Origin of the sequence: Bradyrhizobium sp. USDA 4532 (assembly GCF_024171315.1) — a bacterium.
GTDB classification, from domain to species: domain Bacteria; phylum Pseudomonadota; class Alphaproteobacteria; order Rhizobiales; family Xanthobacteraceae; genus Bradyrhizobium; species Bradyrhizobium australafricanum.
Genome location: NZ_JALJZN010000001.1, coordinates 3,680,953 through 3,693,171 on the forward strand (window position 1 = coordinate 3,680,953; position 12,219 = coordinate 3,693,171).

General features: G+C 58.4%; 9 protein-coding genes and 1 riboswitch. Of the genes, 8 read left to right on the forward strand and 1 reads right to left on the reverse strand.

Going from position 1 to position 12,219, the window contains the following annotated elements; all coding sequences use genetic code 11:
• Window positions 1-410 precede the first annotated feature (410 nt).
• The 8 genes from J2R76_RS17345 (at window position 411) to hemN (ending at window position 8,158) form a co-directional block, all read left to right on the forward strand.
• A complete protein-coding gene (locus J2R76_RS17345) occupies window positions 411-743 on the forward strand; it encodes a hypothetical protein (protein WP_253624296.1) in 333 nt (110 codons plus the stop codon).
• A gap of 38 nt (window positions 744-781) precedes the next feature.
• Complete coding sequence (locus J2R76_RS17350; RefSeq protein WP_050421514.1) at window positions 782-964, forward strand: hypothetical protein; 183 nt, start codon at window positions 782-784, stop codon at window positions 962-964.
• A 109-nt stretch (window positions 965-1,073) separates the two neighbouring features.
• Window positions 1,074-2,504: a PAS domain S-box protein gene (locus tag J2R76_RS17355; protein ID WP_253624297.1), complete on the forward strand. Its 1,431-nt coding sequence runs from the start codon at window positions 1,074-1,076 to the stop codon at window positions 2,502-2,504.
• On the forward strand, window positions 2,501-3,106 hold the full coding sequence (gene fixJ / locus J2R76_RS17360; RefSeq protein WP_253624298.1) for a response regulator FixJ: 606 nt from the start codon (window positions 2,501-2,503) through the stop codon (window positions 3,104-3,106). The genes J2R76_RS17355 and fixJ overlap by 4 nt, the downstream gene beginning before the upstream one ends.
• Window positions 3,107-3,195: 89 nt before the next feature.
• Window positions 3,196-4,026: a universal stress protein gene (locus tag J2R76_RS17365; RefSeq protein WP_253624299.1), complete on the forward strand. Its 831-nt coding sequence runs from the start codon at window positions 3,196-3,198 to the stop codon at window positions 4,024-4,026.
• A 636-nt stretch (window positions 4,027-4,662) separates the two neighbouring features.
• The gene (locus J2R76_RS17370; protein WP_253624300.1) at window positions 4,663-5,346 is read left to right on the forward strand and encodes a helix-turn-helix domain-containing protein; all 684 of its coding nucleotides are present in this window, start codon (window positions 4,663-4,665) and stop codon (window positions 5,344-5,346) included.
• Between the two features lie 152 nt (window positions 5,347-5,498).
• Window positions 5,499-6,128: a hemerythrin domain-containing protein gene (locus tag J2R76_RS17375; protein WP_253624301.1), complete on the forward strand. Its 630-nt coding sequence runs from the start codon at window positions 5,499-5,501 to the stop codon at window positions 6,126-6,128.
• Window positions 6,129-6,805: 677 nt separating this feature from the next.
• A complete protein-coding gene (hemN, locus tag J2R76_RS17380) occupies window positions 6,806-8,158 on the forward strand; it encodes an oxygen-independent coproporphyrinogen III oxidase (RefSeq protein ID WP_253624302.1) in 1,353 nt (450 codons plus the stop codon).
• Between the two features lie 681 nt (window positions 8,159-8,839).
• On the opposite strand, the gene metE is transcribed toward hemN, so the two are convergent.
• Window positions 8,840-11,185 carry a 5-methyltetrahydropteroyltriglutamate--homocysteine S-methyltransferase gene (gene metE / locus J2R76_RS17385; RefSeq protein WP_253626018.1) on the reverse strand — a complete coding sequence of 782 codons (2,346 nt, stop codon included), beginning with the start codon at window positions 11,183-11,185 and terminating at the stop codon, window positions 8,840-8,842.
• 98 nt (window positions 11,186-11,283) lie between these two features.
• Window positions 11,284-11,486: riboswitch (cobalamin riboswitch) on the reverse strand.
• Between the last annotated feature and the right edge of the window lie 733 nt (window positions 11,487-12,219).

The window sequence follows — 12,219 nt, forward strand, 5'->3', positions numbered from 1 at the left end:
CTTCTTTTTGACCTGCATCAATACAGCGGTGGCGGTTTGCGGATAGAAACGACCTTCCAGTCAAGCTTAGACACATGGCAGATAGAAAGCCTTGGCGCCCGATGATCTTTTCGTATCCAGGTACCAGCGAGTGGGCTCAAGCGCTGCTGCCGGACGCACCCGACCCGGCTGCACCCGGTCACCTGCGCCGCGTGTGATGCAAGCCACGTCATCGACTCGCGGATCGGCGCGGTGCTCGGACCGAGCGCAGCTGGCCCATCCGAATGCCATCAAGCGAATTCCGGCGTCATACCGTTCCCGCACGGACACGCCGCCAGACTCGCAAGAGCGCGCTGGAGGGCATCAAGAATCCACGCCCCACGTTGAATTCGTGGGACGGGGAGACTTCCGACGGACAAAGGATGTTCGACATGATAGACCACGGCGACAAATGTCCCGCCGCGGGCACGCTTGCGGGAACGGCAGTCCACTCCAGCTGCAGTACAACAGTAATCAATACCAACCGGCGCTGGCTTGAACTGGTCCGGTTCGATTCGACCGGATCCCGGGAACTGCTTCGCAGCCCTAATACTTCGGTCGGCGATCGGATCACGTCCCAGCACGACAGGATCGGCGACGCTCCGCCCCAAAGCATCCGGACCGCAACTGGCGTGATCGAGATGCGCCGCTTGGGCGAGATCAGACTGAGCCTGCTGGCGCAGCGGCCGAGCGATCTCGCCCGTAGTATTCGAAAGGTTGCCTGATTTTGTCAGCCAGCGGCGATGAACACCGTACAGGATCTGTGACGTGGGAACGCATTGAAACGGCGCCCTTTGACCGGGAGCTGGAGATCGCGGTGATCGAGGGTAATACCATTCACCGGTTGGTCTTTCCTTGCCGCCGGATCTTCGGCGGCTGGATCAAGGCCATGACCGGAGAGCACGTCGCTGTGCAGCCCACGCACTGGCGCATCTGGCCGAGATAGCGGCGGCCGCCCTGCACAATAGGTAGCGCAACGAAACGCGGCTGCATCCGGTCGCCTCACATAGACAAACTATGCACAGTCGATCGATGAGAGGGGTTTGCCGGGAAACATGTCGAACCACATCTGGTACCGCTATGGCACAGCCGCGGCGGGCGCCGCGCTGGCGCTCGTGCTTCGTGCGGCGCTGGATCCGTATCTTCAGGACCGCACGTTCACGATCATCTACCTTCCAGTCATCGTTTTTGCCGCTTTCGCTGGTGGCCGCGGACCGGCCATCTTCGCTACGCTGCTGTGCCTCACCATCAGCGCGGCATGTCTTGGGAACAACCTCATCTCCGATTCCGCAAACATGATCGATATAGCCGGGCTCGCGGTACTTGGGCCCCTGCTCGGCTTCATGGGCGATCGGCTGCGGCGAGAATCAGAGCAGGCGCGGTACCGGCAAGCCCATCTGCAGTCGATCCTGGACACCGTGCCGGAAGCCATGATCGTGATTGACGAGAAGGGAATCATTCGCTCGTTCAGCGCCGCGGCAGTGCGTTTATTCGGATTGTCTCCAGACGAAGTGGTCGGAGCGAATGTATCCAGGTTGATGCCGCAGCCCTACCGCGCCGAGCATGACCGCTACATTGAACGCTATCTGACTACCGGAGAGCGGCGCATTATCGGCCTCGGCCGTATTGTGGTCGGCGAGCGAAGCGACGGCTCGACCTTTCCGATGGAGCTTGCCGTCGGTGAGGCCAAGGTGCGCGGTGAACGATTCTTTACCGGTTTCATCCGAGACCTCACCGAACGACGAGCGCAAGAACGCCGATTGCAGGAACTACAGTCTGAGCTCGTGCACGTCTCACGGTTGACCGCCATGGGTGAGATGGCCTCGTCTATTGCCCACGAGATCAACCAACCGCTCTCCGCAATCACAAACTACATGCGCGGCGCCGAGACGCTGCTGGCGTCAGACAAGCCGAATGCCAACCGTATTGGTGATGCCATCGAACATGCTGTCCAGCAAGCTCTGCGTGCCGGCGATATCATCAAGCGCCTGCGGGAATTCGTTGCCAAAGGCGAGACGGAGCACACAACGGAGAATCCGCTCACCCTGCTTGAAGAGGCGGTCGCTCTGGCCTTGCTCGGCGCCAAGGAGCAAGGCGTGCGGGTGACGATCCGCGGCGATCGCGATCTGCCATCGATGATCGTGGACAAGATCCAGATCCAGCAGGTCGCGCTGAACCTGATACGAAACGCGATCGAGGCGATGGCATCCAGCCCACGTCGCGAATTGACCGTCGGAGTTGCCAAAGTCGATGGCCTCGCCAGGTTTACCGTCGCCGATACCGGCTCTGGCATCAGTCCTGATATCGCCGACCGCCTGTTCCAGCCCTTTGTCACGACCAAAGAGCATGGCATGGGTGTTGGACTATCAATCTGCCGGACGATCATCGAGTCCCATGGCGGCCACATCGTTGTAGAAGCCAATCCGGGCGGCGGCACGGTCTTTCAGTTTACGCTACCATTCGCGGAGGGTAATGAAGAAGCATGACCATGCGGCGCATTCTTGTGATCGACGATGACGCCGCGATGCGGGACTCGCTCGCGTTTCTGCTTGATGTTAGAGGCTTCTGCGTGGCAACCTATGAGACGGCGAGCGGCTTTCTCGGTGACACCGCGAGCGGTCCGGTTGACTGCATTGTGTCGGACATCCGCATGCCGGGCATGAGCGGTCTGGAACTGGTCCGCAAACTGAAGGCCGATCGCGCCGACTGTCCCGTCATTCTGATAACCGGTCATGGCGACGTAACGCTGGCAGTCGAAGCGATGAAAGCGGGTGCGGTCGACTTCATCGAGAAGCCCTTCGAAGACGAGGTGCTATTGCGTGCGATCAATAACGCCTTGGAAGCAAGGCCAATCAAGCCAGCGGACGATGTGGCGAAACTGCAGGCCGAAGCCCGCCTGGCAGACCTCTCCTCGCGCGAGCGTGATGTCCTGCAGGGACTACTGGCCGGCAAGATCAACAAGGTGATCGCCCATGATCTTGGTATCAGCCCAAGAACGGTCGAGGTTTACCGGGCGAACGTCATGGCAAAGACCAATGTTCGCAGCATGTCCGAGTTGATGCGAATAGCCATCGCCGCCGGACTCTAGCAACATCGCAAGCGGCGGCATATGAAGCGGATCAAATGCGGGCTCGGATTGTGCTCCGAGGCAGCGGGTCTTGACTCCGGAGAACTACAATGCTCGGGAATATACTGGTTCACCTTCCGACGGAGCTCCCGGTCCGGGCTGCAATCAACGGGTCGATTTCCTTCGCACTGAGCACCGGCGCGCATCTTGACGTTGTAGCCATCGGTTACGAGAGGACCATTATTCCGCTTCTTGCAATCGGCGTAACGGCCGTCACTTCTGTCTTCGACGACGAGCAGGCGCGCGCGTTGGACCGAGCCGAAGCGGCACTTCATATCTTCGATCTGCAGGCACGGAATGCCGGCATTTCCTATACGAGTCGCGCGCTGAGCGCGCTTCCAACAGACGCGCGCCGGATCATCTGCGCGAGCGCGCGAGTCCACGACATGACCATCGTCACACAGCCTCAGAGCGGCTACGATAGTTACGATAATCTGATACCCAGGAAGATCCTTTGCCAGGCTGGTCGACCTGTTCTGTACCTGCCACATATCTTCCACGGCGCTTTTTCGATCAGACGGGTGGGGATTTGCTGGGACGGCAGCCGCCGTGCGGCCCGCGCGTTGCACGATGCGATGCCATTTTTGTGTAAAGCCGATGCCCTCACCATCATAGCGACCACCGCTCCGGACAAGGTTCCGGCAGACAGTTCCACCGCCTGTCTGGGAGAGTACCTTGCGAAATCGGGACTTCCTGCGAAAGTCGTTTCACTTCCGACATCCCAGGCAGCGCAGCGTGCCCTCGTATCGCTTACGACCGACGAGAGCCTCGACCTTCTGGTGATGGGAGGATACGGCCGCTCTCGGCTGCAGGATAGGCTGCTCGGCACCGCGGGGCATATGCTTCGCGGGATCAACATCCCGGTCCTGATGTCACACTGAGGGCAAGACCGTACGGGCGGCATGTCGCCAAATCCGCCAGGATGCCATCAAGATGCTGTCGCGATCGCGTCACCGGCGTCCGACGATGCCCGAGTTCAACATCAGGCTAGATCACGATTTTCCTTTGGTTTCTAAAATTGCTGGAGTGCAGCAGAGCCGGCTGTTGAGCCAGGTCAATATGTCGCGCGAGCCCAGCTCTATGATTCAGCTTCCAACTCGGACCACATGAAATAGCGACCCGGCCGTCGTCCACGTCGACGTCCCAATGACCCCGCCTCGTCACTCCGCGGCCGACCCGGGCTGATCAGGATCAGAGGCATGATTTGCGAAGGAGACTTCGGCGGGCTGAAAGTGACGGTGGACGACTGCTCTTGGATCTCTTCACCTGTGCGGCCGTGCGCTTTCGATTGTTTCCGTGGCGGGCGACCAAGTCAGCATACAGCTTCCGATCCAAAGCTGGCCCAGTCTGATTTGAGCATGTTCGAGTAATGGGGGACCCGCGTCGTTCAAGAGGATCTCATCATGAACTTACGTGTAAATACCTAGTGGCTTCTACTTAGGTAAAATATCCAGATTTCACAGTTCGTCAGGAGCGACCAATCTGCGTCACACCGACGTTTGCAAGCAGAGTCCGCCATGTACGCCCAGGCCGCCAGCCTTACTGAGACCAGCCGCCATCCACCCAACGTCTTGCGTGAGCAATCTGACAGTCGTGGACCGCTTGGTATGATTGCGACACCGATGCGGTTCACACGCAATAGCGAGATTTACGGAGAGGACGAAGCAGCCGAATACCTTTATCAGGTGGTATCGGGTGCTGTGCGAACCTACAAGATTCTGGAAGACGGACGTCGTCAGATCGGCGCGTTTTATTTGCCCGGTGACATCTTTGGCTTTGAGGCCGAAGAAAGCCATATCTCTTCGGCCGAGGCGATCTGCGAGACGCATCTGCTAATGGTGAAGCGCACCGCTGTCATCTTTCGCGCCAGCCACGAGAGGGAACTCGCAAGGCAACTCTGGGACGCGATGGCGCTTGAGCTCCGCCGTTTCCAGGCGCATTCGATGCTCCTGATCAGCAGCGCAGAAGAACGGGTCATCGCGTTCCTGCTCGACATATCTCGCCGCACTACGAAGGGCGCGGCCATCGACCTGCCCATGTCCCGGCAGGATGTTGCAGATTACCTTGGCTTGACCATTGAGACGGTGTCGCGCACTTTCACTCAACTTGAGCAGAATGGCGCGATAGCTCTGCCGAAAACTCGCCGAGTCGAGCTCCGCAAGGACACATTGCCCAAGCGCTTTGCGCAGAACTTTGGCTAACGTGATTTGCGCCAGCTCCAGGCAGGGCGGCGCACTCCTTCTGTGCGCCGAGCAGTGCCGGAAAATACAGCGCAGAAGGACATCAAACTACGGCTTGGGCGATCCGGGCACAGATCGCCGCTAGTTTACATTTTCCCCCATGGAGCACCGCAATGATCATCGATCGCCTGCTTCGAGAGCATCGCAATATTGATATGCTTCTGGTCGCCCTTCAACGCGAATTGGAGATTTTTGAGCAAGGACATCGTCCGGACTATGAGGTGATCCGCGCGATTATCAGCTATTTCGAGGTTTACCCTGAGGTGTATCATCATCCTCAAGAAGACTTGATCTTTTCCAAGCTCAGGAGGCGCGATCCGGATGCGGCCGCAATGGTCGGCGATCTCGCGCATGAGCATCAGGAAGTCATGGACCGTTTGCACCACTTCGCTCGCGCCATTGATGGCGTCCTGGCAGATCGTGAAGTCCTTCGGCAAGACGTCGGCAACATCGTGCGCGACTTTATAGTACGCGAGCGACACCACATGATGTGGGAAGAACGAGACTTCTTCCCCGCTGCGCGTGAGGCCTTATCGGCTCAAGATTGGGGCGAAGTCGCCTCCGCCCTCACCGATCACGGAGATCCGCTATTCAGCGAGACAGCTGAAGCGGCTTCCGACGTGCTAAGAGCGCATATTCTACAATTGGAACAAGAAGCTGAAGCCGAACGGAGCGCACTCGCGTTTTCGAGCGCGTTGGCCGGCAACCAGCGACACAATGCGGGGAGGGATGGACCACATTGATCGCTGCCGCTTTCGGCAGGAAAGTGGACATCATTTCATGGGACCCGAAATGAAGGTCGCCTCACCTGCTCTCAGGTTACGCACAGGCGATATGCTTCTCCGCCCGACGGTCGTTTGCTTCAACTGGCGGCGCAACCGGCATGGCCGAACGTCAAAAGCGGTCTGATTCAAACGTAATCGGCAGTGACCAGGCTCGACCATACCGTATCGCTATCGCGCGAACGGGCATTTCACATCTCCGCGAGCCGATGGAGACGCGTGATGGCGGCCAGGCAGGTGGCGAAACAATCTCCATCCGCAAGCCTTGCCTGGCACGGGCTGAATTCGTGGGCTCGGGGCGGGTTCGGATTGCTGCACGCCATCGCGAGATACAGCAAATCCCGGAATGTTCGCTCTGAACAGCAGAGCTGTCGGATGTCAATTTCGATAAAGATCCGTTTGCTGCTTCGTTTCGTCTCGTTCTCGCTCGATTGACCATGATGAGCCATGGGGGGTGCATTGCTAAGGAGGCTCATTCCTGCCGTGCGACCACTTCATCACAATTCAAAGCATGATGTATGCGCCACTGGCATGACCTACCGGCAAGCCCATCAGAAACCGCGATATTTGAGGCAGCGCAAAGCTTACCATGCACCCATCCGATAATCGGGCGCCCAGAGAGCGAGAGAGGCATCCCAATGCGACCGGACCTAGCACGATCCTACGGGCAGCACCGACTACCGCGCTACACCAGCTATCCGAGCGCCCCTCATTTCTCATCATCAGTTCGGGAGTTCGACTATCAAGCTTGGCTCAAGTCTCTCGACGGCCAGCGGTCCGCCTCGATCTACGTGCACGTCCCATTCTGCCGAAGCATGTGTTGGTACTGCGGCTGCCATACATCTGTCACGAAACGCGACGATCCGATCGCGATCTATACGGCTGGATTGCGCACTGAAGCCTACCTCGTTGCAGAAGCCGTTGGCCAACGACAGCCAATCTCTCATATCCACTTCGGCGGCGGCACGCCGACGATCCTGACACCTGAAGCATTCGCGGATTTGGTCGGCTCGTTGCGTTATTCGTTCGCCGTCCTGCCTGATGCCGAGATCGCCGTGGAGATCGATCCCCGCATGTTGAGCAATCCGATGGCCGAAGCCCTGGGCTATAGCGGGGTCAACCGGGCAAGCCTTGGCGTGCAGAGCTTCGACCCGGTCGTCCAGCAGGCCATCAACCGCTCGCAGAGCTTCGAACAGACCGCAATTTCGGTCGAGCGGTTACGCCACGCCGGCATTTGCCGGATCAATTTCGACCTGCTGTATGGGCTGCCCGGACAGACGGTCGATTCGTGCCTGGACACCGTCGACAAATGCCTCGAGTTGCATCCGGACCGGTTTTCTGCCTTTGGTTACGCGCACGTTCCGACCTTCAAGAAGCATCAACGCAAGATCGACGAATCCACTCTGCCCGACAGCGTCGAGCGCTATCTCCAATCCGAAATGCTAGCTCACACTTTGGTTGACGCTGGATACGTGCGTGTAGGCCTCGATCACTTCGCCCTGCCGCATGACAATCTCGCTGTGGCGGCGAAGCAAGGCAGGTTGCGCCGCAATTTCCAGGGATATACTGACGATTGCGCAGACGCGCTTATCGGCCTCGGTGCCAGCGCCATCGGCCGCCTGCAACAGGGGTTCTTAGCAAATGCTGTCTCGACCAGGGATTACATCGCTCGCATCACCGAGGATCGGCTCGCGACGGCGAAGGGCTATTTACTGACTGATGATGATCGCTACCGGGCGGAGATCATCGAGCGAATTATGTGCGACATGACAATCGATCTCTCCGAGATGTCTCGCCGTCACGGCAGGGATCCGGATGCGGCCGTTGTCGATCATTTCCGGCTTGACAGCCTTATCGCAGATGGCGTCGTCGTGGTCGACAATGGCCGGCTCTCCGTAGCTGACGACGCCCGGTTCCTGATCCGGTGCGTCGCCTCCGCGTTCGACGCTCACCTCGCTCGGTGCGGGGCTACGCACAGCGCGGCGGTCTAATCGTGTGAATGGCGGGCTTGCCACTCTGGCAATCCCGCACTTCAGTCACCAGTGAGAGCATCCTATTTGTCCGCCACGTTCATGGTCGCGCGTCGATCCGCCCATCCATTCCAAACAGAGTCCAAAACCTTCGCCAGAGTGGAACCGGACAGACTGCCTGCACAGCCAGATCAACAGGAAGCCACTCATGTATTGGTTGCTTGAGTAATTCTTGGGTCGCGTTTGCTCGCATGGTCGCGCCGATCCAGCGGGAGGAAAGCGCCGTTAATTGCACTTCGCCTCGATCGGTACCAACGCGGCCGGGCGTCGCCAGCCACGGACTTTTGTCGCCTCGGCAAGCCGTTGTGAACGATGCTCATTGCAGACAAACCTTAGTCTAGTCTTCCAATACTCGACTACATCGGTCGCATACCACAGCATGATTGAGCTATGCTGAGCCGTGCTTTAACTCGGGTTCAGATTTACGGCGAATGCCCTCGCCGGCAATCGGATCATCAGCTGTCCTCCCTCCGCCGATGGGAGTCGGCGACGTTTAGCGTCGCTCTTCTCAGACTTAACTTTTGCCCGGCCTGCTAAGCGTGGCCGGGCTTTTTTCTGTCGTGCAAGCTCGGTCGAGATGATCCAGAGCGCAAACGCCCTATGAGCGGATCAGCGCCCTGGAGGAGAGAGCCAAGCGCTGGATCAACGACTTGGCCGGTCAGATGCCGCGCGAAGTTGCCGGGCGGCGGCGACCATGTTGATCAGCGCCGGGCGAACCTCCTCCCATCTGCGCGTCTTCAGACCACAATCCGGATTGACCCAGAGCTGCGAGTCCTGCAACCGCTGCCGAGCCAATGCCATCAGCTTCTTCATTTCCCCTGCCTCGGGAATGCGTGGAGAATGGATGTCGTACACGCCCGGCCCGATTTGATTGGGATATTTGTAGTTCCTGAACGCGTCGAGCAGCTCCATCTTCGAGCGCGACGTCTCGATCGAGATCACATCCGCATCCATTGCAGCAATGGCGTCGATGATGTCGTTGAACTCAGAATAACACATATGCGTATGAATCTGGGTTTGATCTGCAACGCCTGATGAGCAAATGCGGAAGCTATCGACGGCCCATTGAAGGTAGGCCCCCCACTCCGATCGGCGCAACGGCAATCCTTCGCGGAGCGCAGCTTCGTCGATCTGGATCATGCTCGCACCGGCTATCTCGAGATCGCGGACTTCGTCGCGTATCGCCAGTGCGATCTGCCGGCAGACCTCGCCTCTTGGAATGTCATCGCGAACAAACGACCAATTCAAGATCGTTACTGGCCCGGTCAACATCGCCTTCACCGGCTTGCTGGTCAGTGATTGCGCGTAGAGCCACCAATCCACAGTGATCGGTTTTGGCCGCGAAACATCTCCGAATAGGATCGGTGGCCTGACACAGCGCGACCCATAGGATTGCACCCAACCATTCCTGGTAAATGCGAAGCCGGCGAGTTTCTCGCCGAAGTACTGCACCATGTCATTGCGCTCAAACTCGCCGTGCACGAGGACGTCTAGACCAATGTCCTCCTGCCAACGCAGAGTGCGCGCAGTCTCCTCCTTGAGAAATTTGTCGTATTGCTCGTCGCTCATGACGCCTTGCGAATGTGCCGCGCGGGCATTACGGACCTCTGGGGTTTGCGGGAAGGATCCGATCGTCGTGGTAGGAAAGGCCGGTAGTCCAAAGCGATTGCGTTGGATCTCGGCCCGATGGACAAATGGGCTGGCACGCCGGCGCATGGCTTCGTCGATCGCTCGCATCCGCACCGCGAGATTGGCATCACGGATCTTTGGTGAAGTCCGGCGGACCGTCACGGCCAACTGCGATTCAGCAAGACTTTGAGCAACATTCTTATCACCCGCGAGCGCCCGCGCTAGGATCGCAAGCTCACGCATCTTCTGTACCGAAAAGGCAAGCCAACTCTTGAGATCGGATGCAAGTCCGGTCTCCAGTTCAACATCGACGGGCACATGGAGCAGCGAGCAGGACGGAGCGATCTGAACACGATCCCTGCCCAGCTTCGCAATGGCGGGATCCAGTTGCTGGCGGAGCGTCGACAGGTTCGAGCGCCATACATTTCGTCCGTCGACGACGCCGAGGGACATGACGAGATCACTTCGCCGCGCAGCAATGATCCGGCTCAACAGATTCGGTGCGCGAACCAAATCCACGTGCAGTCCGGCAACGGGCATGTTCAAAGCTATGTCCAGATTATCGCCGAGATCACCGAAATAGCTCGCGACCATGATCTTGACGTCTGGTACTTCCCTGGCGAGCCGATCGTAGACACGCAGCAAAGATCTTCGCGCTTCCTCCTCCAGATCAAGGACCAGGCAGGGCTCGTCGCATTGAACCCAGCTTGCTCCCCTTTTGCCTAGTTCTTGCAGAACCTCGATGTAGACCGGTATTAGCTTATCCAGGAGAGACAGCGGCTGAAACGCGGGGTCCGCACTCTTGCCAAGCTTCAAGAATGTGACCGGCCCGATCAGGACAGGGCGCGTCTGGAACCCCAGGGCCTTGGCTTCCTCATACTCCTCGATAGGCTTGCGAGAGGATAGGCGGAACCTCTGTCCCTGATGAAATTCAGGAACCATGTAGTGGTAGTTGGTGTCGAACCACTTGGTCATCTCCTGTGCGGGCGCGCTAAATCCGCCCGATCCGTGGCCGCAACTCGCATTCTGGCGATCGCATTGTGAACCGCGCGCCATGTCGAAGTACGTCTTGAGCGAAACCGATTCGATTTTCGACGCATAAACTTCCGGGATGGCACCAACCATGACAGAGGTGTCGAGCACTTGGTCGTACAACGAAAAATCGTTGGACGGAATGACGGTGACACCGAGGGATTTTTGGCGGGCCCAGTTCGCAGCACGCAGGCCAGCTGCGGCCTCGAGCAATTGCTGTTCGCTGATTGCGCCGGCCCAGTAACTTTCAAGCGCGCGTTTGAGCTCGCGTCTTGGACCGATCCGAGGCGTTCCAAGCGTGGCAACCGGAAGGGAGAGAAGAGACATAGCGCTAACCCCGTAGTTGGGGGCAAAGGCCAAGGCGGACGCAAGCAGGATCGCCCGAGCGGCGGCGGCTTGGCGCACCACCGGGACACCCCGCCCGTGGACGTATATGTGGTCGAGGCAGGTCTCCTGGCTCGCGGGTCATCGCTGCTGTCCGGCCTTCCCGAAGCCGCACGGGCTTCAGTGACTTTGTTGGACGGCGGCTCGCCGCTTACAGTTGCGGGGGCAGCGCCGGCATGTTCACCGGCTTCCCTCTTAGCTCCGAATCCAGCGGGACCGGAGAACCTCTACGATTTGGATTATCGGCAAGAGACCTCTTCCGTCAACCTCCCAGATGACTCTCTCACGTCAATGCTGCCATCATCAGTGACTCAAAATGATAAACGTCGAAAGTTGATCACGCGATTGGAAGCTTATCCAATAGACGCAGTCTGCAATATATGTGTCGAAAGGATTGTCGAAGGCGCAGGTCGCGGCGCTTCGAGTGTATTTCGGTCTCTCGACAGTCAAAAGCCGCGCCAGGGACAACACACCTGCGAAAACTCCATCAGCAACCGGTCGCCATATTGATCTACGAGCCAACCAATCCTGGTAGGCGATTTGCGGTCTCTGATGACGCTAATACTCGGGCATGCATATCGATTCGCCTCGACGAACACCGGAAGGCCCGCAATGACAATGGCTGTTTGGAGCGCTGTCGGCGTCCTTTCTGTCACCCTCTTTGCGGTCGGCCCGTTCGGGGGCTGGTAAGAGCGTTCATGAATCAATCCGTCAGACAACTGCTCTCGAGAATGTTGAGCAACTCAAGAGGAAGCTAGCGCGACTTGATCGTTTCTCGCTTGCCGCGTGTCGCGACTGGAAAGGGTCATCCCACCATGAATGCGGAGCCGAGGCAGCTGGACTGAGCGGACTGCAACATCGTGCGCGTAGGTAGAAACCCGCGCACCATATCATCTGCCTGCCCCAGAACGCGCTTTCGACGATTCCACACGCCCGGCGGTGACGAGTGGTTTTGCTTATCATCATTACAAGCCGAT